This is a genomic window from Nodosilinea sp. LEGE 06152 (genome assembly GCF_015207525.1).
Lineage (GTDB): Bacteria > Cyanobacteriota > Cyanobacteriia > Phormidesmidales > Phormidesmidaceae > Nodosilinea.
Window position 1 is genome coordinate 80,454 of sequence record NZ_JADEWR010000025.1, and the last position, 24,840, is coordinate 105,293.

Annotated in this window: 25 protein-coding genes; 12 read left to right on the forward strand and 13 right to left on the reverse strand. The window is 52.1% G+C overall.

The window, feature by feature from the left end; all coding sequences use genetic code 11:
- The first annotated feature begins 73 nt into the window (after window positions 1-73).
- Window positions 74-865, forward strand: a complete 792-nt coding sequence (locus IQ265_RS25125; protein WP_194058691.1) for an IS5 family transposase — start codon at window positions 74-76, stop codon at window positions 863-865.
- A gap of 594 nt (window positions 866-1,459) precedes the next feature.
- Here IQ265_RS25125 and IQ265_RS25130 read toward each other — a convergent pair.
- The 3 genes from IQ265_RS25130 to IQ265_RS25140 form a co-directional block, all read right to left on the reverse strand.
- The gene (locus tag IQ265_RS25130) at window positions 1,460-2,542 is read right to left on the reverse strand and encodes a hypothetical protein (protein ID WP_194058693.1); all 1,083 of its coding nucleotides are present in this window, start codon (window positions 2,540-2,542) and stop codon (window positions 1,460-1,462) included.
- Window positions 2,543-2,889: 347 nt separating this feature from the next.
- Window positions 2,890-3,318, reverse strand: a complete 429-nt coding sequence (locus IQ265_RS25135; RefSeq protein WP_194058695.1) for a hypothetical protein — start codon at window positions 3,316-3,318, stop codon at window positions 2,890-2,892.
- Between the two features lie 321 nt (window positions 3,319-3,639).
- Window positions 3,640-3,855, reverse strand: coding sequence for a hypothetical protein (locus IQ265_RS25140; RefSeq protein WP_194058697.1), 216 nt, complete (start codon window positions 3,853-3,855; stop codon window positions 3,640-3,642).
- Between the two features lie 164 nt (window positions 3,856-4,019).
- On the opposite strand from IQ265_RS25140, the gene IQ265_RS25145 reads away from it, so the two are divergent.
- Entirely contained in the window at window positions 4,020-5,090 is a 1,071-nt protein-coding gene (locus tag IQ265_RS25145) for a PDDEXK nuclease domain-containing protein (RefSeq protein ID WP_194058699.1), read from the forward strand.
- 248 nt (window positions 5,091-5,338) lie between these two features.
- Here the strand turns inward: IQ265_RS25145 and IQ265_RS25150 are convergent, their stop codons facing one another.
- Window positions 5,339-5,527 carry a hypothetical protein gene (locus IQ265_RS25150; protein ID WP_228038447.1) on the reverse strand — a complete coding sequence of 63 codons (189 nt, stop codon included), beginning with the start codon at window positions 5,525-5,527 and terminating at the stop codon, window positions 5,339-5,341.
- 200 nt (window positions 5,528-5,727) lie between these two features.
- On the opposite strand from IQ265_RS25150, the gene IQ265_RS25155 reads away from it, so the two are divergent.
- From IQ265_RS25155 to IQ265_RS25190, 8 genes are all read left to right on the forward strand, one after another.
- Window positions 5,728-6,246 carry a hypothetical protein gene (locus IQ265_RS25155; RefSeq protein ID WP_194058701.1) on the forward strand — a complete coding sequence of 173 codons (519 nt, stop codon included), beginning with the start codon at window positions 5,728-5,730 and terminating at the stop codon, window positions 6,244-6,246.
- 64 nt (window positions 6,247-6,310) lie between these two features.
- The gene (locus IQ265_RS25160; protein ID WP_194058703.1) at window positions 6,311-6,973 is read left to right on the forward strand and encodes a hypothetical protein; all 663 of its coding nucleotides are present in this window, start codon (window positions 6,311-6,313) and stop codon (window positions 6,971-6,973) included.
- On the forward strand, window positions 6,957-7,190 hold the full coding sequence (locus tag IQ265_RS25165) for a hypothetical protein (protein ID WP_194058705.1): 234 nt from the start codon (window positions 6,957-6,959) through the stop codon (window positions 7,188-7,190). The genes IQ265_RS25160 and IQ265_RS25165 overlap by 17 nt, the downstream gene beginning before the upstream one ends.
- Window positions 7,187-8,449: a hypothetical protein gene (locus IQ265_RS25170; protein ID WP_194058707.1), complete on the forward strand. Its 1,263-nt coding sequence runs from the start codon at window positions 7,187-7,189 to the stop codon at window positions 8,447-8,449. Before IQ265_RS25165 ends, IQ265_RS25170 begins: the two co-directional genes overlap by 4 nt.
- Window positions 8,449-8,997, forward strand: coding sequence for a hypothetical protein (locus tag IQ265_RS25175; RefSeq protein ID WP_194058709.1), 549 nt, complete (start codon window positions 8,449-8,451; stop codon window positions 8,995-8,997). The genes IQ265_RS25170 and IQ265_RS25175 overlap by 1 nt, the downstream gene beginning before the upstream one ends.
- 2 nt (window positions 8,998-8,999) lie before the next feature.
- Entirely contained in the window at window positions 9,000-9,422 is a 423-nt protein-coding gene (locus IQ265_RS25180; protein ID WP_194058712.1) for a hypothetical protein, read from the forward strand.
- Entirely contained in the window at window positions 9,406-10,533 is a 1,128-nt protein-coding gene (locus IQ265_RS25185) for a peptidoglycan DD-metalloendopeptidase family protein (protein WP_194058714.1), read from the forward strand. Before IQ265_RS25180 ends, IQ265_RS25185 begins: the two co-directional genes overlap by 17 nt.
- Before the next feature lie 762 nt (window positions 10,534-11,295).
- Window positions 11,296-11,517 (forward strand): DUF2811 domain-containing protein, encoded by a 222-nt coding sequence (locus IQ265_RS25190; RefSeq protein WP_347405020.1) that lies wholly within the window; start codon window positions 11,296-11,298, stop codon window positions 11,515-11,517.
- An 84-nt stretch (window positions 11,518-11,601) separates the two neighbouring features.
- On the opposite strand, the gene IQ265_RS25195 is transcribed toward IQ265_RS25190, so the two are convergent.
- Entirely contained in the window at window positions 11,602-11,745 is a 144-nt protein-coding gene (locus IQ265_RS25195; RefSeq protein ID WP_194058718.1) for a hypothetical protein, read from the reverse strand.
- A gap of 502 nt (window positions 11,746-12,247) precedes the next feature.
- Between IQ265_RS25195 and IQ265_RS25200 the strand changes: the two genes are divergently transcribed.
- Window positions 12,248-12,950 (forward strand): IS1 family transposase gene (locus IQ265_RS25200; RefSeq protein WP_228038449.1). Its coding sequence is split into 2 segments (ribosomal slippage): window positions 12,248-12,579 and window positions 12,578-12,950, totalling 705 coding nucleotides; the frame shifts between segments, so codons are not numbered across the junction.
- A 1-nt stretch (window position 12,951) separates the two neighbouring features.
- Here IQ265_RS25200 and IQ265_RS25205 read toward each other — a convergent pair.
- From IQ265_RS25205 to IQ265_RS25220, 3 genes are all read right to left on the reverse strand, one after another.
- A complete protein-coding gene (locus IQ265_RS25205) occupies window positions 12,952-13,692 on the reverse strand; it encodes a response regulator transcription factor (protein WP_194058723.1) in 741 nt (246 codons plus the stop codon).
- 334 nt (window positions 13,693-14,026) lie between these two features.
- Entirely contained in the window at window positions 14,027-14,530 is a 504-nt protein-coding gene (locus IQ265_RS25210) for a DUF192 domain-containing protein (protein WP_347405019.1), read from the reverse strand.
- A gap of 1,192 nt (window positions 14,531-15,722) precedes the next feature.
- Window positions 15,723-16,088: a hypothetical protein gene (locus IQ265_RS25220; RefSeq protein WP_194058727.1), complete on the reverse strand. Its 366-nt coding sequence runs from the start codon at window positions 16,086-16,088 to the stop codon at window positions 15,723-15,725.
- Between the two features lie 498 nt (window positions 16,089-16,586).
- Here IQ265_RS25220 and IQ265_RS25225 point away from each other — a divergent pair, with 498 nt between their 5' ends.
- Entirely contained in the window at window positions 16,587-18,185 is a 1,599-nt protein-coding gene (locus IQ265_RS25225; protein ID WP_194058729.1) for a hypothetical protein, read from the forward strand.
- A gap of 383 nt (window positions 18,186-18,568) precedes the next feature.
- Here IQ265_RS25225 and IQ265_RS25230 read toward each other — a convergent pair whose 3' ends face one another.
- From IQ265_RS25230 to IQ265_RS25250, 5 genes are all read right to left on the reverse strand, one after another.
- Complete coding sequence (locus IQ265_RS25230) at window positions 18,569-18,787, reverse strand: hypothetical protein (protein WP_194058730.1); 219 nt, start codon at window positions 18,785-18,787, stop codon at window positions 18,569-18,571.
- A gap of 446 nt (window positions 18,788-19,233) precedes the next feature.
- Window positions 19,234-20,838 carry a murein biosynthesis integral membrane protein MurJ gene (murJ, locus tag IQ265_RS25235; protein WP_194058732.1) on the reverse strand — a complete coding sequence of 535 codons (1,605 nt, stop codon included), beginning with the start codon at window positions 20,836-20,838 and terminating at the stop codon, window positions 19,234-19,236.
- Window positions 20,839-21,161: 323 nt separating this feature from the next.
- Window positions 21,162-21,872: a TrkA family potassium uptake protein gene (locus IQ265_RS25240; RefSeq protein ID WP_194058734.1), complete on the reverse strand. Its 711-nt coding sequence runs from the start codon at window positions 21,870-21,872 to the stop codon at window positions 21,162-21,164.
- A gap of 80 nt (window positions 21,873-21,952) precedes the next feature.
- The gene (locus IQ265_RS25245; RefSeq protein ID WP_194058736.1) at window positions 21,953-23,566 is read right to left on the reverse strand and encodes a sodium:proton antiporter; all 1,614 of its coding nucleotides are present in this window, start codon (window positions 23,564-23,566) and stop codon (window positions 21,953-21,955) included.
- A 757-nt stretch (window positions 23,567-24,323) separates the two neighbouring features.
- Entirely contained in the window at window positions 24,324-24,758 is a 435-nt protein-coding gene (locus IQ265_RS25250) for a hypothetical protein (RefSeq protein WP_228038452.1), read from the reverse strand.
- Window positions 24,759-24,840 lie beyond the last annotated feature (82 nt).

A 24,840-nucleotide genomic window follows, 5' to 3' on the forward strand; every position in this document is an offset into this window, starting at 1 on the left:
GAAGTTAACTGGGCAGTAAAAAAGCTCACACGGTCTAGGCTGAGATTACTAAGACTACAGCCCCGTGAGAGCGATGAGTAAAGCCTACACTAGCAATTTGACCCGTGACCAGTTTGAGTTGATTGAGCCCTTGTTGCCAGCGGCAAAGCCCGGAGGGCGACCCCGAACGGTCTGTCTGTGGGCGGTGCTCAATGCAATCTTCTATCTGGTCGCTCAAGGGTGTAGTTGGCGGGATTTGCCGGGTGACTTTCCGGCGTGGCAAACGGTGTACACCTACTACCGTAACTGGGTCAAGGATGGTACCTGGGATGCTCTCCATGAGCGGTTACGAGGCTGGGCACGTGCGGCCCATGACCGCTCCGAGAGTCCGTCGGAAGTGATTCTGGACAGTCAAAGCGTGGCCACCGCACCGATGGTGCATCGCTCAGTGGGCTATGACGTGGCCAAAGCGACTAAAGGGCGAAAGCGGCATCTGGTAGTCGATACCCTGGGCCTAATGATGGCGGTTGTGGTCACTGCGGCTAGCGTTCCTGAGAGAACTGGAGGCCAGCAGGCACTGCAAAAGCTTCATCGCATGGGGGAACGGGCCGCGCGAGTTTATCTGGTCTGGGCCGACGGCGGTTATAGCGGCCCCAACTTTCTGCAATGGGCGATGGATACCTTAGGTTGGATCGTCCAGGTCGTCTTGCGACCTCACGAATCGAAGGGCTTCGTCTTGCTTAAAAAACGCTGGGTGGTYGAGCGCACCTTTGGTTGGTGGCGCTGGTCTCGTCGCCTGGTTCAAGACTATGAGCAGTTGCCTGAAAACGCTGAGGCCATGCTCCAGATCGCTATGATTCGCATCATGCTGAGGCGCTTGGCCTAATTCGCTACACCCCTGCCCTTTTCAAACGCCCTCTTACACTCTGTAGCATAGTTTGAATCAAATCCCTTCTTCAAGAACTTACAGAATATAGGATTCTCTTTCTTATCTTTAGATCGATTCTCTGCATGATATCTGCACAAATAACAGCTTCAAAGATTTCTTCTTCCAGAGAGTTGATAAAGGCTATCTATCAAAGGCGCTACCCCTACAGACCTTGATTAAACAGCCAGTTGCTTTACAGCTTTGCGATCGCATCCACCCTCTCATCCGACACATTCAGATACCGTTGCAGCGCTGCCCATCGACGACGGCGCTCAGGTCCTGGATCGCCTTCAGCCTCACCCCTGCCTTATCCAATCGAGCGGTCCAGGTGCCCTTAGCCATCAGAGCTTTCCTAATGGGTAGGGGTGATGTGAACGTTGTCCATCACCCGCCGCAAATAACCCTTGAATCGCAACCAATCCATTCTCGGCAGTCGGTATACATGGGCATTATTAGCTGACTTTCATTGCCGATCATCTATATTCTTAATCTCAAAATTTATTCTGTTGCTTGTTTGCGAACACTGCACAATATAACTAATTTTCGTAAGCCTTAGTCCAGTTTAATAAATTTCGGCTTTGGAGAAATTATCTTCGGTGCCATTGCTTTGATATGAAGCCAATCTGGTGCATTAACACTCACGAGCTTATGTGAACTAGCAACCAAGTCTTGCTGTGCTGCTTCATTCAATGCATCTTCAATATCAACAGCTTTTGCATCTGGATATTTTTCTAACTGTTCTTGAACTTTTTGAGCTTTTGCGCTTGGTTTAATGAAATACGGCGGTGGTTCTTGTTTGCCGAGAGTGCATACCGCCCTTGCAACTGCATGATAGGCATCGTTAAATAGCCCCATAAAACCATTAGGATCAGCTAATGTTACAACCCACAGCCCATGTTTTTGGCTAAATGTGACTCCAGTTTTATTTTGTGGGCTAGTAGATTCTGGGACAATGCCTATGCGTAAACCTTGTCCACCCTCTAATTGAGCAAAATTCGATTTTATTGTTGCAGCAAAGTGTCTTTGATCATCGATAGTGGACAGAAATAGATCGGTTTTCCATATCTTCTTAATTCGTTCGTTAAGTAAATGCTCTGCTGCATACCCTTGTGCTGCAACTGCCACCCAAGGTCCGAATTTGAATGGTTTTCCTTTTCCTTGCGGTAGAAGATATGAATCTGTACCCGCTTCGTCCACAACAGCTTCAAGAAATCCCAAATACTTTGCACGCTCTTGACCAAATAATAAAGATGTTGGTTCGCTATCTTTTACATATTTTGATGCACGTCTCAGAGCTTTGCTCAGCGGATTTAATACACTCGGCTCTTTCCCGAGAATAGCCTCATGAACTGCCCACTCGAAGCCATCACCTCTCATTCCCTTATCACGCTCAAGTCTTGCTATTTTGGCTAACTGTCTCATCCTGACGTCAGCCAGTGGAGTGTTTATATCTGTCAAGTCTTCATCAGATATAGAATCGATCAATGCTCTAAGAATTGATCGAGAGACTGCGTAAAGAGCACGGCCGTACTCATCTATTGGAGCGTTTTGTTCAATAAAGGTAATGTTTGCTGCCACTTCCAATTCCTTTTTTTTGACTTTGGGTAAACCGATCGCCCCATAGGGCGAATGCAAAGACTCAACGAGGGGACAGCTAACAACTTATTGGATCAATCCAGTCTGTCTATGCACTCCCTTCCGGATAGATAGGTGATTATCTATCGTCTAATTCCCCTCTGAGGGTAGATAGGCTGCGAATGATCTGCATAATAGCCTTCCCAAAAGTAGATAGAAGGCACGCTGCTGCTTATTTAGCTAACAGAGCTTCATACTATCCTCGATCGCCACGTTGGCAAGGAGCGTCAGCACCAGTGTAGGAGCAAAGTCAGTAGCTGCGATCGCGACGTGGGTGATAGCATTCTAATTTTCCAGAAAAATTAGAATGCTATCAAGTTTTGCCAAAAAAAGCCCATTACGATAAATTAGCCGCCGCCATAGACAGCGTTGCACTTAGGGCATTTGTATCGACCTAAAGTTCGCATTACCTGGGGCATTTCAACAACTCGGATGAGTTTAGATTGATCATCGTAACAAGAGGTGCAGAATGGCCCATCTTCATCCTCGCTATAATAAAGCCCCTTTTTTAGAAGGGGCTTACTAGGAGGGCTTTTCAGGCTTTCAATTTCTTTTTGCAAATCTGTAATAACATCTTTTAACTCATGATTTTCTCTCATACGTTCTGCAAGCCTAATTTGTGTTTCGGCTAGCTCAACGCTTAGCTCTCCAATAAGACGCATAAACTCGCCGCGTTTTTGAGAATCCTTAACTTCATCAGCATATTGATTCAGCATTTTCAGGCTGTCGATCGCGGCACGCCCTGCCGTCAAAGCCTGATACACTTCTGAAACCATATTCAATTCCCCAAGAGACTTCAAGTACAAGGGTACTGCATTATTTTCGATTACAGTTTCGTTATTCCTGAGTCTTATTATCTCAACCGCTTCCTCACGCCCCTGACATTGCCCAACTGCTTCGACGTCATCCCAGACCCACCAAGTTGAACCCGAGCAGGCTAAGCACCCTTACTCCGCAAAGAACCCCAACAACGCATCCCCCGCCACCCACTGCTCCAGGTTCAGGTAGCTGGTCAGCGAGGCCAAACTAGCATGTCCCGTAATCGCCATAATCTGCCGCAGTGGCACCCCCTCATCATAGAGATGGGTAGCCAGCGATCACCTAAAGGTATGGGTACTCACCCCCTCAAGCCCCAGCAGGTCACAGGCCCGACGCAACGCCTTGTCTACCGCTCGGGTGCTGATGTTGCCGGGGGGCCACTCTCCGACCCGCGCAAAGTAATAGTCGCCATTGGCCTGGCGCTGAATGCGATACTGCTCCACCGTGGCTCGGGTCCATTGGGCAGCAGCGAACAGATACCCTAAAATCAGCAACGCCTATAGCGGTGATCGCCCAGGCGCAGTTGCTGATTTTAGGTATGCACCAATCTCTGAAGGTATTGGAATTTCGTTCAAATTTTTGCGAAATCATACTGCTATTCAGCAACGCCAGCTGGCCAGCTATCAAGCATCACTAAAGCCCTGTTATAGTCTTGCTCATGCCGAAACAGTCATCCCTCTTCTCTGACGACAACTACGCTGATTTCCTCAATGGGCTCAAGTCACGCATCCGCACGGCCCAAGTCAAGGCAGCCCTCGCCGTCAATCAGGAGCTCATTCATCTCTACTGGCAGATCGGTAACGAAATCTTGACCCGCCAACAAGATCAAGGCTGGGGTGGCAAGGTCATTGAGCGCTTGGCTAAAGATTTGAAGCGGGAGTTTCCCGATATCAGCGGCTTTTCCCAGACAAACCTCAAATATATGAGGGCGTTCGCCGAGGCGTATAGCGAAGAAGAAATAGGTCAACGCAGCGTTGGCCAATTGCCCTGGCGTCACAACATCGCCCTCATCACTAAGATAAAAGAGCAACAAGCGCGATTGTGGTACGCCCACAAAGCCGTAGAAAACGGGTGGAGCCGCGACATTCTCGTGATGCAGATTGAAAGCGATTTATTCGCCCGATTAGGTGGCGCTGTCACTAACTTCGAGCGAGTCCTCCCTGCTCCTCAGTCTGACCTCGCCCAGCAACTCGTCAAAGACCCTTACAACTTCGACTTCCTCACCCTGGCAGAAGAGGCTCAAGAGCGTGATTTGGAGCGGGGCCTCGTGGACCATATCCGCGACTTTCTCCTCGAACTCGGCATGGGCTTCTCATTTCTGGGCAGTCAGTATCCCCTCGTCGTCAGTGGCAAGGAGTACCGACTCGACATCCTCTTCTACCACGTCAAGCTCCACTGCTATGTGGTGGTAGATCTCAAGATGCGCGAGTTTGAACCGCAGCACTCAGGCCAAATGAGCTTCTACGTTGCTGCGGTCGATAACCTCATGCGCAACGAACTCGATGCCCCCACTATCGGCATCATTCTCTGCCGAAGCAAAGATAAAACCATAGTGGAGTATGCGCTCCAAGGAACCCAGCAGCCAATTGGCGTTTCAACCTTTCAAACCCAGGGGGAACTTCCCCCAGATATTCAGAGCAGCCTGCCTACGGTAGAACAGTTTGAGCTGGAACTGAATATTGCTATTGAAGAGATAGAGGACGAGGAAAAGCAGTCTCCCGAAGATTAGCTCTGTTCTCTAATTGACCAACAGGCTGTTGGCCAAATTGCTCTTCATCAAGATTGAGCACGGCTGGAGCCTCACTGTACTTGTCTCCAGATCCAAAGCGGTCTCTACGCCTGGCAGGGAGAGGCCGTTAACAAGTTTGATCACACCCTGCCCAAGCCTCAATCTGACCTGGCCCAACAGCCGCGCATGCCTCGATCGCACGGACGTTGCTGTCGGTAACAGCACGTTTCGCCGTGTCACAGTAATGCTCACTTGTCGCCATCTACTGTTGCCGGGGGAATCTTGCCCTGTCCATCAGCTTCCCTGACGGCAGCCTCCACCAAGAACGCAGCCAACGTACTGGGCTTATTGCGTTCCGATTCTGCCCATCGATCAAGGGCATCAGCTATGCCATCGGGCAGCGTGATGAAGTAGCGCTTAGACACAGAAACGACCATAAATTTCGCCTTGATCCTACTACTGGCTAGCTACTCCGTAACTTATTACCCCCAAAGATAGCTTATTTATAGCTGATTAGATAGCTTTATGCTATCACTGTAACCATTGGTGGAACGCAACTGGAACAACCAGGTTCCACCAAACTGCCTAAAGCATTGGTTTACCGAAGTTTCGAGCTGTAACCAAGAGGTGTAACGACGTGGAACGTCAACCACTATCGATTCGCAAGTTTGCCGAGGTCTGTGGGGTCTCCCACACCGAAATAGGCCGCAAGATGACGGCCCTGGGGATCTCAGGAACTCCTCAGGGCAAGGGTTTACCCACACTGCTGAGTCCGACTGAGCAAGATAGCATCGCTCAAACTCTGTTTATCCCTGATAAACCGCCCACCGCGCCTGCGCAGCACGTCGAGGTTCTGGGCAATGGTTTATCGGTTTACACGCCCCCTCCGTTGGCAACTCGGGGCGTTAATAGCGAGCTAAGTCGCCACCTACAACAGCAGCAGCTCACCCAGGCGCTGGGAGCGTTTAAGGGCAATCAGGCCAGCTTTAGGAACGCCCTGCTGGGCATGGCGGCTGAGTCGGGTCGCCAGCTGGGCCACGAGATGGCCGTTACCGAGATGAACACTGCCCTGTCCACCCACGCGCAACTGCAACAAACCGTGGGAAAGGAACTGGGCGTCGTTGTAGACACGCCCGATACCACCGCTGCTGGTTAGGGGTTTTAGCCCTGATAACCGCCGTTTTCATCCTGTTAACGCCGTAACTCTGGTTGTAACCATCATGGAAGCCAAATTCACTCCCCCTGCCGTCCCCCTCGCGTACCGTCGCGAGGTCGTTGGCGGTGCATCGCCGATTCAAAACATCTACCTGGCCCCCGTTCCCTGGTGGCAAAACCGCCGTTACTGGGCAGCTGGTGGCATCGCGGTGGCGGCCCTCTCCGGCATTGCCTTCGCCTTTGCTCAGTCGGGCCGCACGGGCGACGAGGGCACCTATCAGAGCGAACTGCCCGCCCCTAACTACCAGAACGTGCTAGCCGCCGCCCAAGACCGGCTCTCGGGCAACTACGAAGACAGCCGCCTGGTGCTGGCCGACGTCGGTCGGTCGGTGCTTAACAATGAGGCCTATCGCTACCGTCAGCAGGCGGAACAAGACGTTCTGAAGCCCACTGACCCCTGCTACCAGCAGCAGATCATCTGCCCCCTCAACCGCTATCAGCGCGATGCCCAGGTGATGTTAGATGCCGCCAAGGGCGATCGCGATTGGCGACAGGCCCAGGCGGCGCTCTTCCGGGTCGAGGCCGTGGAGGTGGCGCGCTCGCTGGCGGCGCTGCCCCAAGACCCGCCGACCAACCTGGCGGTGGTGGCGATTGAGAACCTGGTGCAGTACCACGACCGGCAACACTCCCTCAGTGAAGAGGTGCAGGCCCATGAAGTCCGCGATTAATTACGCCCGTTTTGTCTGGTTCCTGCTGTGGCGCTCAACCCCTGGGCATCTCCTTCAAACTGCCGTTGTCGCCCCTCTAACCGGCATCGTCCTGATTGTGGTCTTAACGCGCCTGGCGGATGTCCTGGTCGCGCTGCTGTTGGGCTGGGGATTGTTTCTGCTGGGGCTATCAGCCGTTCGAGCCGTGGCGCTGCGATTCGGGAGGGGCGTTCGATGAACCAGAACTACTTGCTCTACGGCTCGGTTGGAGCGGCAGCCCTGGGGTTGTTTTGTGGGCTGCAGCGGCCTGCTAGCAATCTCACTCCGGCTGACCTGGAGGCTTTTGCCAATGGGGCTCAGATCCGCTACGAGAAAACCTATCCCTATCTGCCTGCGGCGCTGGTGTTTGGGCTGGTATCCGTCGGCTGTGGGGTGGCTTGGGCGTTGGGGGGAGAGCAGCCTAAGGTGGCGATCGCAGGCCCCCCGGTTCAACCGGAACCGCAAAGCTGGAACGGTCAAGTTCCTTTCGCTGGAGCCACGGAGTCTTTTCGGGTGGGCAACCCTGCCGCTATTCTCGCTGCTCGCATGCGGCCCACGCTGATTTCGGCTAACCCCAGAATCGGCAAGGGGCTAACGGTGGCCCACGCTTACCGGCAGGCCCAGGTGAAACAGGGCGCGGTGGTGTGGGTGATTCAGCCTAAGTACCACCCCAAGGAGCACGGCTACTGGGAGCAGGCCGACAACGTGCTCGGCTTCATGGCTGACTCGTTGGAATCTAAGGAAGACATCGACGACATCTGTGAGCAGATGCAGAAGTTTATCTTTGCCTGGCGGCAACTGCCCCAGCGCCCCAAGGTGCTGATCATCGACGAGCTGGCGATGATGAAGACGGCTTTCAAGTCCTGGTACGACGGGTTCCTCAAGTCGCAGCTCACGATGGAGCTGTCGTCGGGGGAGACAGACGACCGAGCGCTGTGGGCCATTACTCAGTCGTCGCTGGTGGGCGATATCGGGGTCAGCGGCGGCATGAGAGCCACGTTTGACCTGCTCACCATCCAGACCCCCAGCAGTCAGAGCCATCTGGAGAGCCTGCGGAAGTCGGACACCAGCATTCCGCCGATTGAGGATGAGGTGATTTTTGAGCGCTCGTTCTCGCCGAAGCAGGCGGTTTTCTATCACTCCGAAATCAAAGAATGGCTGCCGATGGTGGCCTATGAAGTGCCCGAACTAAGTTCGGCCTCGATAACCAGCGGCATAACTCGCGGTAACCACAGCGCAGCAACCGATACAGCCGAATCGGTTATAACCCGAACCGAGTTTCAAAAGGCCTCCCAGGGGCCAGATCTGCCCCTGATCATCGCCGTAACCAACGCCCTGGCCCAGGGGCTGTCCCGCTCGAAGGTAATCAAGGAGGTGCTGGGCTACCAGGGGCACAAGTACCAGGAGGGCTGTGATTTATTCGACCGCATCAAATCCATCATTGAGGAAAATTCCTAATGGCTAGCTCTAAGAACAATCAACTCGCTAACGGCAACAACGGCCCTGAGATCATCGACGGGCAAATCATCGACATTACGCCCCAGCTATCCTCACCAGGGCGGGGCAGCGGTGTCCAGCTCGCGCCACGCAATGCTATGCGCTCTAACGTGCAGGATGGCGGCTGGTTTGATGCCACCAGCGGCAAGCGCAAGCCGATCTTTGTCATCACACCCACCACCGACCCCTGGAGTATTTTTCCGGTGATTCGCAGCGGCCTCAGCTGCTTGCGCAACCACCCGTTACAGACGATGGGTGGAGCTTTTATTTCGGTATGGGGCGGGTTGTTTCTGATTTCAGCGGGGCTGAATGTGTTGCAGGGGTCAGCGGTCAAGGCGGGGGGTGATATCTGGAATCCGGTGGTGGCGGGGACCAACTTCGGGGCGATGTTGGTGGTGCCGACTCAGAGCATTGCGGGCAGCGCTCATAAGGTCTTGACCGGAGAAGAACGGGTGGGGCAACCGATTGAGACTCGTCCCTACACCCGCGCTGTGAAGGTTGGGGAGTAGCGATGCTGTTCTGGCAGATCCGAACTCGGTACCTGCTGGCCCTGGCGGCGTTGTTCGTCGGGGCCGCGTTTTTAGACCTCAAGCAGCCGGGGCGGGGGCAGTTCTACAACCCGGTCTATGGGGTGAGGTCGTGGGTCAACACCCACCAACCTGCGGCGTGGCAGCTGGTGGCCAGGGTGCAGGGTAACGATGCTCGTCTGCAAGCCTGCGTGGCGGTGGCTCCTGACCCGGTTGCCCTCGATGCGACGAAAGCCGAGCTGCGCAAGGCGCTGGTGGGGGAATCAGAGGCGATCGCCCTGGAGTGGTTAGGGCAGCCTGCCTGCGCCCTAGGTAATGGGGTCTATCGCTGGGCTTTGGACAACGGCCTGGCCCTTGATGTGACGGTGACAGAGGGGGAGGTGACCCACAGTGAACTCAACCGTTAAACATATCAAGCCCCACTGGTCGGAGCTGCCCCCGACCTGGCGCTATGTGATTGGCACGGCAATGCAGGCGGGCGATCTGGTGCTCAAGCTGGGCTGCGTGGGGGCGATCGCTATCTCGACCTGGGTAATGGTCGATCAGGAAACCAATGAAACCTGGGGGGCAAGGTTCAGGAAGGCCAGCGCCGTGGCGGAGGCGGTGGCTGGATTCTATGACGATGACTTCAAAGCCCCCATCAGCAAGGGGGATGTGATTGCGGGCTACACGGTCAACTCGGGCTTTGGTCTGCGGATGCACCCGATCCACCAGGAGATGCGGATGCATTCAGGCATTGATTTGCCGACGCCGGAGGGGGTGCAGGTTCATGCGATCGGCTATGCGGGCGATCGGGTATCGGTGCGCTGCTGGAGTGACCCGAAGGGCTATGGCACGGTGGCGGATATGACCAGTTCGGCGTTCCCTGAGATCACCTTTAGGGCAGCTCACCTGTCCCACTGCCAAGGGGGTGAGCACCGGGCCGGAGCGGTGGTTGCTAAGACCGGCAACACGGGCGGCAGCACGGGCGCTCACCTGCACTGGGAGCAGCTACAAGGGGGCGTGGCCCAGGCTCCGCAGAAGGGCTATTTGGTCTGGGCATTGAATGGCCGCAAGCCTAATGAGCGGTTGGGGGATACGATCGCCCTCTACCAGGCGATCGTCACCAAGGAATCGGGCGGGGATCATACTGCCGTCAACCCTGATACTGGAGCACTGGGTCTGGGGCAGGTGATGCCGCAGAATCTCAATTGCTCCTGGGACGGCAAACCGAAGAGCAACTGCGGCTGGGATTACGATGTGCTGGGCCGCGATGTGTCGCCCCAGGAGTTTTTGCAGAACCCCGAGATTCAGCAGCAGATCGTGGGGGTCAAGCTAGAGAGTGCGCTTCAGCGGCAGATTCAGGCGGGCCACGATATGAATACGGCGGTGAAGCGGGTGGCGGCAGAGTGGTACTCGGGCAATCCTGAGCTGGCCCACGATACCCGACCCCAGGCGGGCTATGAGTCGATCAAGAGCTATTCCGACAGCGCGGCGGAGAAGTTTCACCGGTTAAGGCAGGAGAACTTGGAAAAGTAGGCCCTTGCCAATAATTCCGCAACCTGAATCACGTTCGCCACGGCCTGGGCAGAGCCAATGATGTCGCGCCCTACATAAAGCCTATGAGCAGCTTTCCCGTCTCGGGGGAGTCAAGGCTGCAACTGGAGATCACCGGGAAGGGCAGCGATCGCAGCGAGTGGACGAATGGGCTACGGATGCGAGAGTCCGATCGCATTTTCCGAGCCCTTACGTGGAACCCTTACGTGGAAATAGATGATTACGCACCACAGAAGATCACATGGGGAAGTAGGAACGATGTGCAACCTGGTGTACTGGAAGGACGAAGTATCCGGCAACCTGGCCCCCGTCGTTGAAAAATTCTTGCTCACTAAAGAGCACTTGGACAGGGCCGAACGGGCAACGCTAACGGAATACCTCCGCATCTGGGCCTATGGGCCTTTCGCAGGGGGGAGCAAACTAGAGCTTCTCCAAGCCAAGTTTACCGAGTTAGTGGCCCGGGGCGACCGGAACAGCATCGAACTATGGTGCCAGCAGGCGCTTGACCTAGGAATCGAACCGTTTTAGCTTCTCCGTGAAAGCCCCGCACCCTGTCGAAGGCGAGTGTCGGGATGAAAGCGGGGCTGGTGCGAGTCCCCCTCAGCTGGAAGCCCGTCTTTTGGACGCGCGGGTTTAGCGCAGTCTCCAGTGGCGGCGCTCCACTCTCCATCCTCAAGTAGTACATTGAGAATCAGGGCTATAACGACTAGACCCCGCCGCTCCTTGCCCCCCACCTGTTCCAAGGTGGGGGAATGCCTCGCTAATTTGTTCAAACCAATTCAACTACAGGTCGAGATTTCCGAAGACCTCCACAACGCGTTGCAGTCCTACCTAGAAAGCAACCCTGGCTGCAGTCAGACACGAGTGTTCTCAGCCGCTACCGCTCTCTTCCTAATGCAAAACGGAGCCAGCGATCGCAGCGTAAATCGAACCTATATTGACGCCCTATTTGGCTACGAGGATTAGGTTGTGTAAGTTTTAGTGTAAGTGCTTGATAAAGGGTAAGAAGTTCTGGGCGATGGTCAAACACCGGCCCTTGGCGATCGCACCCTATGCATTACAGGCAATGCGGCTGTTTACATGCACCGAGTAAGTCCAGGTTTTTTTCATGGTCGCCGCATCCATACCAAAGAGGCCTCGGTAGACATAGTTTGTCCAGCAGCCGTAGCGGCCCTGCAAATCTTTCTCCTGCACCTCCAAGCCTCACGCGGCGTGAGCCAGTTTTGAACTCGCTGGTTGCCCTCCCTCGTGTAGACCCACTTCAGCCGCAAACCAAGCGAGGAGGTCGATCAATCCATCGCGGGCAGGCTTCTTTAATCGGCCTGGATTTTAGCCCAATATTGAGCGAGGGTGGCCCAGCCAGAAGCCTCAAGAGTAGGTAGTCGTTTCCGTCTTCCGCCTCAATTCGAATCACCCTGAAAGTACTGCCAGACAGGAGGTGTAGACACTCAACCTCCTCAATTCGAATTAGCCGCTGAGAGAGAGTTGTTTGGGGTACTCCAGGTACTCCAATGTGGCGATCCATTCGCCGAAAGTCCATCCTGATGAAGGGTTTATTTGACCCCAGGCCGTTGGAGTCAATAGCCATGGCGCGGGCGAAGACCCTGTCGATCGCAGTGGGTACACCTAGTCTGTTTAATCAAGCGAATCTTCAAACGGCGTTGCATAATTAGGAGATGAATTAGGGGAATCTGTGATGCAATGTCCAGAGTGCAGAGCCACTCATATCCGTAAGAATGGCAAGAGGAAAGGTAAGCAGAATCACATCTGCGTAGCCTGCGGTCGTCAGTTTATTGATAGCTACGAACCTCACAGAGGATACTCGGATGAGGTCAGACGCGAGTGTCTCAAGCTGTACACCAACGGCCTCGGGTTTCGAGCGATAGAGCGAGTCAAAGGGGTACACCATACAACGGTCATTACTTGGGTGAAGCAAGTGGGCGAACTGCTCCCTGATGCTTACGACCCTGAAACAACTCCAGAAGTCGGTGAACTAGACGAGTTGGAAACCTTTGTAGGCTCAAAAAAACAAGATTTGGCTGTGGACAGCCGTTGACCACTTTAAAGAAGGGATTTTGGGGTGGGTTTTAGGCGACCATAGTGCCGAGACGTTTCAACCGCTTTGGACCCTGGTTGGCAGTTGGCAGTGTTACTTCTATGTCACCGATGGGTGGACGGTGTACCCCGGCTTTATTCCAGAGGGCGACCAGATTGTCAGCAAAACCTATATGACTCGGGTCGAAGGAGAGAACACTCGATTACGGCATTATCTAGCCCGCCTGCATCGAAAAACGCTCTGCTACTCCAAGACCGTAGAAATGCTGGCTCACTCTGTTCGATTGCTACTTCACTACCTCAAGTTCGACGATGTGCCAGTCCCTCCAAGGTTCATCTCTTAATTCAGCAACGCCCTTCAAACTTGTATCCCACTCCCCGCGCAGTTTTGACCAACGGGTTTACTCCCTCCGGCACCTGCAGTTTCGAACGAATTTCTTTGCGCAGTCTAAAGACGCAAGAATCGACTGTACTGTGCTCATCTCCAGGATGTTCTCGCCCCCAAATTTCCTTAAATAGCTCTGGCCTGGAGTAAACCTGGCCCTGCTGCTGGGCCAATTTCGCCAACAGATCAAACTCCAAAGCCGTTAGCTCCAGCTCAACCCAATCGTCGGTCAACAACGCCCGAACGCTGCAGTGCCTGTGTGTCTGGTGTAGCCGCAGATATTGATGCCGAATCATTGCCGCATCGGCCCCGACCGCATTTTCGATATGGCGTAGCTCACGTCGTAGCAGCGCCCGCAGTCGCAGGATTAACATGTCAGGGCTAAAGGGCTTAGTCATGTAGTCATCAGCCCCGGTGGCAAAGGCCAAAATTTCATCGGTCTGCCCCCGTCGCGCTGTCAGTATAAGAATATAGGGGTCGCGCCTCAGCTCCAGCCGCCGGATATGGGTACAGACCTCGATGCCATCCATATCGGGCAGCGTCAAATCCAGAACAATGATATCGGGCTCCAGCTGCGGGCACAGCGCAAGCCCCTGCTCACCCGTTTCAGCCAGATAGCTGGTGTAGCCTGCCGCCTGAATGCAGGCCTGAATGGTATCGGCTACATCCACATCATCTTCAATAATTAGTACAGAGGTCATTCGCTCTGGTCTCCTTGTATGATTTGCGGCCATGGTAATAACTAAGTCGGGCAATATCCGGGCAGTCGCCGCATGGATATCGCAATCGCATTACAAGCCCGCCTCAGAGACGTTTAAACTCAGCACCAGCGGTTTCGCTGGCTCACCTACCAAGAACGGTTACAGCTTATAAATCCGGATTTATTGCCTGTGGAATGCCATCACATGTCCGGCTGAAATTCAGACGCAAAATCCAGCTCAAGGTTGCGATCGTCTCTCGCCCCAAAACTGTTCCTATAAATCCGGATTTATTGCTTGTGGATTGTCATTACATGACCGGCGCACAATTTAGAGGCTAATCCAGCCCAAGGATTTTGATCGTGCTGCCTTCGGCTAGATATAGAGAGTCGGCAGTCCCAGCGGCCAACTCAATCACACTATCGACAATGCCCCCCGAGGGATAGATCGGACAATCACCAGGAGATGTGGAGCAAGGAGGTACGTCTCTAAGTACAGCGGATACTTTTTCGTTATGTAAAAAGACCATATCCAGCGGAAACCGAACGCCAGCCATCCACAGTTGAACGACTTGCTCAGGATTGACCGTGAACAGCATGCCACGGTTCATGGGGAGGCTACTGCGTCCCTTCAGCCCCTGCCTCTTCTCCTGGTCAGTCACAGCAGTCTCTAGCAAAATCTGCTTCCCGCTTATCTCAAAGTAATGAGTCGGAGCTGGGTCTCGGATGGCACTCCATGGCCCCAATGGCATCAATACTAACCATCCAATACCCAGGGCCAGGATAGAGCAAGTGATCAGTAGGTTTTTATCAATCCTTGCTGGGGAATTCTGTAGGGTCATTTTGGTAAGAATGCAGGCAGTTGAGACTATGCTATCTTTTTCACGCCGATAGCTAAACGTTGCGATCGCCTCTCACTCCAAGAGCAGTTACAGCCTATAAATCCGGATTTATTGCTTGCAAGTTGTCATGACAAGTGCTCATGGATATATTGTTGATATGATTGAAGTCTGTAGTGAATTAGCACATGAGGCTGAGTATGGCGGCATCTACAGATGTACGAGTGATCCCTCTGCGAGACGTGCTCAGGGCAGTAATGGAGGAGTATGCGATTCGGGCCTCTGAACTGTCGGCTAAATCTGGTGTTCCTGAGAGCAGCATTTCAAAGTTCCTCAGTGGTTCTTCAGATTTGCGAACTACGGATATTGATGCGATTAGGACAGCGCTCCCTGATGAGGCTAGGGCGCATCTACTGCAATTGCTAGGGCACTGCGGAAGTGTGCCAGTAGATGAAAATGCACGTCTCTTGTTAGTGCTGTCGGGAATTAGGGAGTATGCACAGATGTGTAGTACAGCTCAATTCCAGGAGGTTTTAGGCGCGATCGTAGAAGGCAGAGCCAAGGCCCTAAGCGTGCTCTAGCGCCTTGGCTCTGCGTCTGAGTGGCACCTGCATGAGTCATAGTTGTCCCCTACAGCAAGCGACAATACAGAGGTAGCATCTAGGCTATTAACTACTCTCAAGGGGGCATCGCCCCTTGGCTCTGGACTAACGACAATGGATAGATTGCATTGACGGACTAGCTCAACTACGAGGCGCTGTCGGTCGGCTACAGGCAGTTGTGAGATTTCGTGTAGCAGGCCTGCTAGATTGGGGTTCCGCATTTCCAGGCAAATATCTATAGGTAGAATATAAATGCTTTGACCTTTGTTGTGCCATTAAGCATTTACTATGCTGTCCATAATCTTGTTCGGTGCCTAATAGGCGAACCTCAGGGTTTCACCCTATTGGTTACTGACTACTGACGGCCTTTTTGCACGAATGGTTTCTGGTTATGGTCTTCCTGAATGAGGAACTGTCTCAGTTGTTGGAGACATAGATATCCGGCCACCCTAGGTGCATCATGCGTACGCCTACGGCGGAACGAATCTCTATGATGGCCGCACAGGGCAACAATAACTCGGCCGATTGGTTGTCAAAGAGGCGCTGAGAAGGGGTATGGCCAACGATCCCTTTGAATCAACACATCAACGCCCCTACTGACCTTCGTCTAATTTAAGGTTGGGGTTAGCATCACAGGCTAAATAAATAACCCGGAGCAGAGCCAGTTGCTCATCGGTGGTGCACCTCCTAGCATAGGTGTCTACTAAAGCGAGAAGAGCATCTGAATGAAGGTCATCATGATGTGGATCCGATTTAGCCGCGCGGATCATAGTCTCAGACTCTCGCATTATATCTAGCCAGTATACAAAAGCCTCAGGATCCAATTCATTTAGGATGCGTTGCAAGGATGAGGTGTTTATCTCCCTGCGATCGTTGCGAAACTCTGACAAAGTGGCTGGTGAGACGCGTGCCCGCACCGATAGTTCCTGCGCATTAACCTCGAATTTTTCGAGTGTCATGCGTAGAGCCTCTCGAATCCCAACTCGATGACCGTGCCTGGGGTTCATCAGTAAAATGCAGCAGAAATGGAATATTCCGAAAATACACGGAAATTCAGCTATTCTGTTAAAAATTACCGAAAGTGCAAAGGTTGCTGGCGTCGTAGTGAGTCAAGGTTTGGGCTCAAGATTTAAACCTTCCCTACTGATATATGTTCTTGTAAAGGATCAAATCAGGGGTTTTCGTGTAAGATCTCAGTAGTCTTCAGACTTTCGATAAAGTTTCTTGAGGTTAAAAAAGTAGAACCCCTTTAAAAGAATTAAGACCCCCGACCGCAAATCAGGAGTCTTAACAAGTATCCTCGCCCCAGACGTCTCCAAACAGAAAGGGAAGCGAAGGAATCTAAACTGATATCATGATAGCAGCTACCTTGGATTTGTAGCAACGCTTTCTGGATTTTTAGTTGAGCTTTCCTTCGCCACACAGGAAATCAGCTCATCTAAACATCCTAGAATCCAATGGCGGACTCAGTCCTTCTGCCCCACTCCGAGGTGGGTCAGCATTTCATCAATTTATTTGGCGACTATCTTTGGGAATCCCTAGAGAGCCCTAATGTTGTTCCAGCCCGGTGGCGCACCCTAAAGCATCAGCTACGCCCTCGAGTACTGTGGGAGCAATGGAACACTCCCACAGTGTTAGTGGGAGTTCGCTTTGGTCACACAACCCGCTATGGAATGCTCGACCTGGACGCAGGTGGGCGCTATTGCACACCCTCTGCGATCGCAGAGATCCGAGGTGCCCTCGAAACCGTTGGTCTGAATCGAACGGTCTTGGTGCGCTCCAGTCATCGAGGTGGGTTGCACCTGTATATCCCTCTGCCCGAGGACATCAAAACCTTTGATTTGGCCTGCGTTCTTACCCAATGCCTGAAGGCTCAGGGATTCTTCGTTGAGAAGGGACATCTAGAGGTATTCCCTAACCCCAAAACCTTCGGGGTTAATCAATTTGTGGAATACAACGGCCACCGGCTGCCACTGCAACCCCAGTCGGGCAGCTGGCTCCTGACCGACGACCTCGACCCCAATGGGGATTCGCTCTCGACCTTCTTTGAGCAATGGGAATGGGCGGCCCAGGGGCAGGACCTCGAGATGCTGTTGCTCTCAGCCCCTCATGCCAGAGAGTCGCGCAAGCAGGAATCCAATCGGCGATCGCTATCTCCGCAGGCCCAAGAGTGGAAAGACGACCTCGACATCGAAATCCGGGAGGGTTGGACAGGCTCCGGGCAGACGAATCGGCTACTGAAGTCGATCGCTACCCGGAGCCATGTATTTGAGGGGCTCTCCGGCACAGCCTTGGTTGATCGCATCGTTGAACTGGCGATCGCATCACCAGGATTTCAAGAGCATTGCCGACATCAAAACGAGATTCGCTCAAAGGCACAGCACTGGGCTAAGTCGGTCGAGGGCTACTACTGGCCTATCGGTACCCGTCGAGGTCAGCGGATTCCAGGGGGTGAGAATACCCTGCGCCAGCTTGACGCCCGCGATCGCATCGCCCAGGCCGTGGCCGCACTGAAAGATATCGAATTTCCTAGCATCAGAAGCCTTGCTGCCGCGATCGCCAACGCAGCTCGCAGCAGCTTACAAACTCTCTATCGGAATACCGACCTATGGCATCCCGAAAAAGCATCTGTAACGGTTGCAGACCAAGGCATAGAGGCAGCAGCCGTTGCTCAAGAGAGCATGGGTAACGCGATCACTGAAGCTGAAAACCCTTGCAATCAGACAGTGTTACAGACCACAGGGGGGGGTATGAAGTGTGGGGGATCTGAGGCTGGCTTGAAAAATTCTTTTCCTCCGGATGGGGGGGTGCGGGGGGGAGATTTTAGTTTTCCCCAGCCCCCAGCCCCTAAAAACAACCCTCTTCCTATCCCTTTTGACGAATGCTATGCCGCCATACAGTCAAGTGTGAGGCAACTTGGATGGTCCATGGAGCAGCTCAAGGGATTCTTGTCTGAAAAATTTGATGGTCGCTCGCGCATGGCCGAACTGTTCGATGAAGAACTATTTGTGCTGCTTTACTGGCTCAGGCTAGAGAGAGTCGATGCCCAGCACTAAGAATACGACCTACACCGAGTCATCTACCCATCCGCAATTCTCACAGTCGTAATGGATTTGGCCAGCAATCGCTTTAATGCCCCTCTCGCACTGTGGGCACCGACCTGTAAATAATGGGTGACTGTCCAGCAGCTCCAGCCGCTGCTCCAGCGATCGTCGTTGCAACGGCTCTAGAATTAGTTCATCACCGTAATAACTAGCCCCCTGTGGCTGCCACCTGTCACCGCACCAGTCCGAGAGATCGTCGGGTACAACAACCTCAATTGAGGCTGCTCTGAAGTCTACACAATAGTTGCCCTCGACCCCAGTAGGATGAATACCACAGACCATATAAGAGCTATGGGCGTGGAAGTTGCAGTATTGGCAGCACTCAAGCTTGACCATCAGTAACCGCAGTTCTCAGCCCCAAAGGACTGGGTAATCGTACCATTCGGCTCCATCGTGGCACACCAGACACCTCCGGCCCGCCAGAGCTGGTAGCGGTGGCTACCCTCGACCACTAGGAAGGTGCCCACTACGATTAGGACAGCACCAGCAGCGATAGCCCCCAGCACCCGTAGAGGCCGAACGGTAGTTGGTGTAATTGATTGAGCATCTTTCATTCTGCACCCCAGACAGTTCCTTATAGGATGCCCGGAAACAACAAATTCCCCATTATCTATACCTAAGATGGGAGATAGGATACGGGAATTGAGAAGTCACGCCATCGGGCAATTGCCACTACTGCATCTTCAACTCAGTAATCTCCCCAGGGATTGCAAATTCTCCAGGCGCTTTCTACAGGAATCAGCACTTTGGATAGGTCGCCAGTGCTACGCCCTTGATTGGAGCAATCGCTTGGAGGGGTGCGATCAGCTTAGGGCTAAAAATGGGCACCGGCTAGTTGCGCGCGCAGGCAACTACTCAACCCTCACTGTGGCTTATACAGACCAGTTCTTACCTGCACAGTATGAAGTGGATCCAAGTAGTTGGACAGGTGCGCATCCAGGTAAAAAAAGCCCAAATGGACTACGTTAATCATCATTGACCCACCTACCCATCTACTCCCCTACCGCCTCACCCGCTCCCGAATCCGCGCCGCTAGCTGCTTCGTCTCAGGTATCGGCAGTAGGAAGGCTCCAATCACGAAGATCAGTAGCCCCACGCCGCCTGGAATCAACAGTTGCAGCACCAGCACGCCAATGCCCTCGGTGCCAAACTGGGTTTCTAGCCACTGCAGAGTGCCCCAGGCAGCGGTACCCGCGATCGCACTCAGCAGGGTGAGTAGGGCGATCGCCCCGCCCCATTCCCGCAACGGCAGCCCCCGCAGCCGCCGATGCAAAATCATCGTCAGCGTCAGGGTTGACAACACATTCACCCCCACCGTGGCCAGCACCAGACCCGGTGCCCCCAGCCAGCGAACGAAGAAAAAATCCAGCACCCCATTCAGCACAATATTGATCAGGCTGATTCGAAAAGGCGTCTGCCCATCCCCCAGGGCATAAAACACCCGCACCAGCACGTCACGAGCCAAATAGACAAACATGCCAAGGCCATAGACCAGCAGCACCGAGGTAACCAGGTTCGATGCCTCCTGATCAAAAGCCCCGCGCTCGTAGACAACCCGCACAATGGGCTGGGCCAGCACTACAAACAGCGCCCCCAGCGGCAGCATGGTCAGGGCCGTAAACAGTAAACCCTGGCGAATGCGGGTCTTGAGTTCGGGCCAGTTTTCAGGAGCCGCTAGGCGGGCAAACAGGGGGAAAAACGGCACCAAAATCACGTTCGAGATAATGCCCAACGGCGTCTGCACCAGTAGATTGGCGTAGCTCAGCGCCGCCGCCGTGCCGGGAATAAACGAGGCAAAGAATAAATCTGTAAACAAGTTAATCTGCAGCATCCCCGATGATAGGGTGGCGGGCAACAGCACCCGAAACACCTCCTCCACCCCCGGAATAGACCAGTCAAACCGCAGCCGCAGCCGCCCCAGCCCCGACTTCCACAGGGCCGGAATTTGCGCCAACCACTGCAAAAAAGCCCCACTAAGCGTGCTGGCTGCCAGCACCGCCCCGCCCCGCATAAAAAAATCTGGACTGGCAATGTCATGCCCAATTGCCCCGTAGAACAGCCCCAGCCCCACCAGAACCGCCCCGCTAGAGAAAATTGGGCTAATCGACGGCAACCAAAATTGGCTATCGGCATTCAATGCCCCAAAGCCAATGCCAATTAGCCCCGCCAGCATGGCCATCGGCGACATAATTCGCAATTGCAGTACCGCAATATCGCGCGCCACCGGCTCTAACTGCGCCAGCCCTGGGGCAATGATGTCGATAATGGGCCCGGCCAGCACAAACAGCAGCACCGACACCCCCATCAGCATTAGCCCCACCAGGGTGTTGATCGCCTCAATTAACCTAGCTATATCTTTACGCTCCTGCCGCGCTACCACGCTGATGATCGCGCTGTGAAACGGCCCGTTGATACCCCCCAGTAAAATCAGCAAAAAGCCAGGAATAATGTAGGCAAAGCTGTAGGCATCGGCCACCGGCCCCACCGCAAAGGCTGCCCCGATCGCCTGCTGGCGAAATAGCCCAGCAAACTTGCTGATGATGGTAGCTACAGCCACAATGCCTGCAATATTGGAAAGCGATCGAGAAGGTTTCGCGTCTGACACAGGGCCTCGCAGGGGGTAAACAGCGGAGCCACGACGGGTGTACAGTGACTCTTTATTTGTCGTGTAGACGCATTAGTGTCGTCAAATAAGCAAAGCCAAATTTGGCTTGCTTTTTCTGCCTTAAGCCAGCTTGACAGTGCCGATGGTTAGACGAGGAACGGCTGAGCAAACTCTCTACAATCCTGAAGTAGAGAAGGTTTCGTTCAACGATATGAATTTGTCTCTATGTCATTTAATCTGTCACTTTACACCAGCACAGGCAGCCATAGCTCCCTGATTCGGGAGTGTTGTAATAAGTATAGATACTCTGAGTACAGAGTTTACTACTCGTTTAGTTCGGCTGAAAAGTCGAGCACTTCTGAAAAAGGTTGGATAAAGTCAATTAATGCGTGCAGGCTATCTGGCTTTGTGACAACCAAAATCTTAGAGTTTGCTTCTAGAACTGTCGTGCCATTTGGAACAACTAAATCCATATGAGTATGCGGCTGATAACCAATAATCAACGAACTTTTGGGGAATCGTTCATCTTGAGCAATTTCGGAAATACTGTGATTGACTACGCTACAGTTTTCAGCGATGGTCAGTTTAAGCACTTCTATTTGCCCTTGTTCAAAATGCATGATTGACTCTATTTGTGGATATTCAGCTGCATTAACCATCGTCGATACGGCTAAATCTACAGTGCTAATAATTCGATTGGCACCCGCGTGGCGAAGGGGATGCTCAAAGTCGCGGTTTCGCAGGCGAGAGATAATATGAGGAACTCGGTAATGCCTAGCTAGGGAAACAATTGCGAGGTTAAGCGCGTCATGACGCAAGGCAGCACAGACAATATCTGCTTGGTGAATTCCAGCTTCAGTTAAAACTTCTGTGCTAACTGCACTACCTTCAAAGGTCATAACCCCTAGATGTTCTCTAGCATAGTTGCAAGCAATTGGGTTAATATCGATCACGGCAACGGTATGGCCGAGTTTGACCAAACGTTGAGCTAAAGTCGAGCCAATTAGTCCAGCCCCGCCAATGATTATATACATGCTGCTCTCGCGCTTATAGGATATTACTTTCGACATCAATCTGCTTGACCTTAGTCAATAGTTTTGCACAGCCTCTATCGCTAGTCGTCTTCCAAGGCTAGAAGCTTTTCATCTAAATTTTTAATGTATGATTTCACTAAATCATCTGGAACAATTCTTTTTCTAAGTGCCTCGTTCACTGCTCCTTTTTCTACCAAAAACAATTGTCGCCGAACAGCATCTAACCCTTTGTGATTGCGGCTTAGATCACCCGTCCGCCGTTGACTAAGCAGCGTACGAAGTTGCCTCTCAGACTCTGCAACGTGTGTCTGATATGAAGCCCAAAGTTCTTCATAAACAGCTTTGGTCAACACACCTGATTTCAATAAATTCCCCAGTTCCGACTGGGCTGCCTTAGAGGCGATCAATTGAATTTGTAGCTGCCCTGCTTTCTGTGTAAGATCGGAGCCATAGCTAATATTAAGCTTCTTAACCAGCCAAGGCAACGCCAATCCCTGGATCACCAAAGAAAATAGAACAGCACCAAATACTACTTCAATGATCACATCTCGACTGGTAAGAGTTAAAGGAATAGCAACGGCTAACGCCATTGAGAGTGATCCTTTAATATTTCCCAAAACTAATACGTGCTGCCAACGTAGAGGGATGGGGCGATCAAACCATCGCAGGCCCGCCAATAATAAATAGACCGAAATTATTCGCCCTAGTTGATAGGCCAAAATGACCAATAAAATAGATGGAAACATTTCCCACAGCGCTAGCGGATTAATTTCTATGCCGATGAGCAGAAAGATAAACGTATTAACACTAAAGCCAGCATATTCCCAGAAGCTCAGCAGTGTAATACGATCCGAAGCTGACGAGCTACGAGGCAGACCGAGGTTGCCAAAAACAAGCCCTGCTATTACCACAGCAACTGCGCCTGATACTCCGATAAATTGGCCGATTTGGAACGTTCCTAGTGCCAAGGCAACGGTCAATAGTAAACTACTGAGGGGGTCATTTAAGCGAACAAATATTGGCAAACTTAAGTAACCTAAAATACCTCCAACTAGTGCCCCACCCAAAGCGACTAAAAGCACTTCCTTTAAGCCTTGTACAGGGGTAAGAGAGCCTGTCGCATAAATAACCAATAGTAAATTAAACGAGACTAAAGCGGCTGCATCATTAAACAGCGTCTCTCCCTCGACGATAGTACTCAATCGAGAAGGTACGCGAATATCTTTAAATGTCGCAATTATTGATACAGTATCTGTATTTGCTAAAATAATTCCAACTAGTAAGGCTGGAATCCAGTCTAACCCTAGCCCAAATCTTATTAAAGTCGCAATAATTGCCGAAGAAAAAATAGAACCTGGACCAGCCAGCAGCGCAATTGGTTTAAACGTACTGCGGAGACGACTAATATCTGTGTTAATTGCTGCCTCAAAAATTAAAATTGGCAGAAAAAGATTTAATACTAATGATGGATCTAGCCCAACACGTCGAGAAAATACTTCTGTGATAGGAAGTCCTGCTAACACTAGTCCTGTCACATAAGAAATTCGCAATTTTTGGCTTATGAGAGCAACAATTGTTGCGATCAGGAGCAGAATAATTAAGATAATAACAAGCTCAGGAATGGTACCTGTGACTGGAGCTTCTGTAGCGGGATTAATATCTATCGATGGTTGTTGTGCCATGATCCATTCCATCTTAAATCCTGCTCTCATAAGGCGATCTTCTCAAATGCAAGAAATAGAAATAGGTAATATTTCTCAGATTCCAGAGCATTTTACCGTACTGGTGACATAATTACAGCACTGGTTTTTTACGGGTGATAGCTAAATATAGAGAGTAGCTATCTTGTAGCCAATGCGATGTCCCTATTTCCAGAGTGAGCGCACGGTAAAGAACGGTAGAGCACCCTGGATCTCCCTTAAAGGAGCAAAACGCTCTACAACGCTATCTATGTCGAGATTGCGGCAAACGATATAGCGAACGTGCCAATAGCCCGGTTGCGCACCCCTGTAAGAGTCGCTTCCGCTGTGCGTAGCGAGGGCTTGGACATATGTGCTACAGCCCACTCGCTTAGGCCGCCTCTCATGCCACGATATGAGTTGGGAGCGTCGCTAGGCGGCGTGCGTATCTCAATGGTCACTGTCTGCGCCCAAGGTTAGTGACTTAACCGTTTGTACAGTGCCAGATTAAGTGACATTGAGTCAAATTTGTGTTGTTGAACGAAACTTTCTCTACTTCAGGACTATAGAGAGTTTGCTCAGCTGTTCCTCGTCTAACCATCGGCACTGTCAAGCTGGCTAAAGGCAGAAAAAGCAAGCCAAATTTAGTTTGGCTTATTTGACGACACTAATGCATCTCTACGACAAATAAAGATTCACTGTGCAGCATACTGCTATAAATTTGCCAGAGAGATAGTGTAGATATGTTATTCAAATGTATCCTACTTCGAGTTCAAGATTTATCATAGATATGCCATGTCCGAATCCCCCAGTGTTTAAGGATAGGTTCAGCGATGAGAATCTCGTTTTCTATCGCCTCCATGGTGATTAAATAATCTCCTGAGTTGAATCTGTTGCTGTATTTTTTTGCTTGTTCCTCTGGCACAAGCCATCCTTGAAGAGCGCCATATAAACCACCAACAGTTGCAGCAATTCCACTTCCAAGAAAAGTTGTTAAAAGGCTTTCTACCGCTAATACCTGACCAATACCAGGAACTAGTAGGCTGGCGAGTCCCACGATCAGGGCAAGCGAACCTACTCCTATACTTCCTGCAATTGCGCCTGTTTTTGCACCTTCTAATCTTGTTATCGAAGGCTGCTTTACACTTTGGCTGTCTAAACTGTTGCTATCACCAGAAGATTTAGTGATCATCGAAAGCTTATGCATGGGGAAACCCTGCTTCTTTAGCTCAGCTAGCGCTTGTTCTGCGTTTTTGCGATTGGAGAATATCCCGATCGCCCGTTTGGTG

Coding starts and splice junctions, on each gene's coding strand:
- IQ265_RS25245 (WP_194058736.1), bottom strand. CDS start 23,566: ATGGAATGGATCATGGCACAACAACCATCGATAGATATTAATCCCGCT.
- IQ265_RS25165 (WP_194058705.1), top strand. CDS start 6,957: ATGAAGTCCGCGATTAATTACGCCCGTTTTGTCTGGTTCCTGCTGTGG.
- IQ265_RS25230 (WP_194058730.1), bottom strand. CDS start 18,787: ATGAAAGATGCTCAATCAATTACACCAACTACCGTTCGGCCTCTACGG.
- IQ265_RS25160 (WP_194058703.1), top strand. CDS start 6,311: ATGGAAGCCAAATTCACTCCCCCTGCCGTCCCCCTCGCGTACCGTCGC.
- IQ265_RS25175 (WP_194058709.1), top strand. CDS start 8,449: ATGGCTAGCTCTAAGAACAATCAACTCGCTAACGGCAACAACGGCCCT.
- IQ265_RS25225 (WP_194058729.1), top strand. CDS start 16,587: ATGGCGGACTCAGTCCTTCTGCCCCACTCCGAGGTGGGTCAGCATTTC.
- IQ265_RS25135 (WP_194058695.1), bottom strand. CDS start 3,318: ATGGTTTCAGAAGTGTATCAGGCTTTGACGGCAGGGCGTGCCGCGATC.
- IQ265_RS25170 (WP_194058707.1), top strand. CDS start 7,187: ATGAACCAGAACTACTTGCTCTACGGCTCGGTTGGAGCGGCAGCCCTG.
- IQ265_RS25210 (WP_347405019.1), bottom strand. CDS start 14,530: ATGACCCTACAGAATTCCCCAGCAAGGATTGATAAAAACCTACTGATC.
- IQ265_RS25250 (WP_228038452.1), bottom strand. CDS start 24,758: ATGCATAAGCTTTCGATGATCACTAAATCTTCTGGTGATAGCAACAGT.
- IQ265_RS25205 (WP_194058723.1), bottom strand. CDS start 13,692: ATGACCTCTGTACTAATTATTGAAGATGATGTGGATGTAGCCGATACC.
- IQ265_RS25180 (WP_194058712.1), top strand. CDS start 9,000: ATGCTGTTCTGGCAGATCCGAACTCGGTACCTGCTGGCCCTGGCGGCG.
- IQ265_RS25150 (WP_228038447.1), bottom strand. CDS start 5,527: ATGGTCGTTTCTGTGTCTAAGCGCTACTTCATCACGCTGCCCGATGGC.
- IQ265_RS25145 (WP_194058699.1), top strand. CDS start 4,020: ATGCCGAAACAGTCATCCCTCTTCTCTGACGACAACTACGCTGATTTC.
- IQ265_RS25220 (WP_194058727.1), bottom strand. CDS start 16,088: ATGACACTCGAAAAATTCGAGGTTAATGCGCAGGAACTATCGGTGCGG.
- IQ265_RS25240 (WP_194058734.1), bottom strand. CDS start 21,872: ATGTATATAATCATTGGCGGGGCTGGACTAATTGGCTCGACTTTAGCT.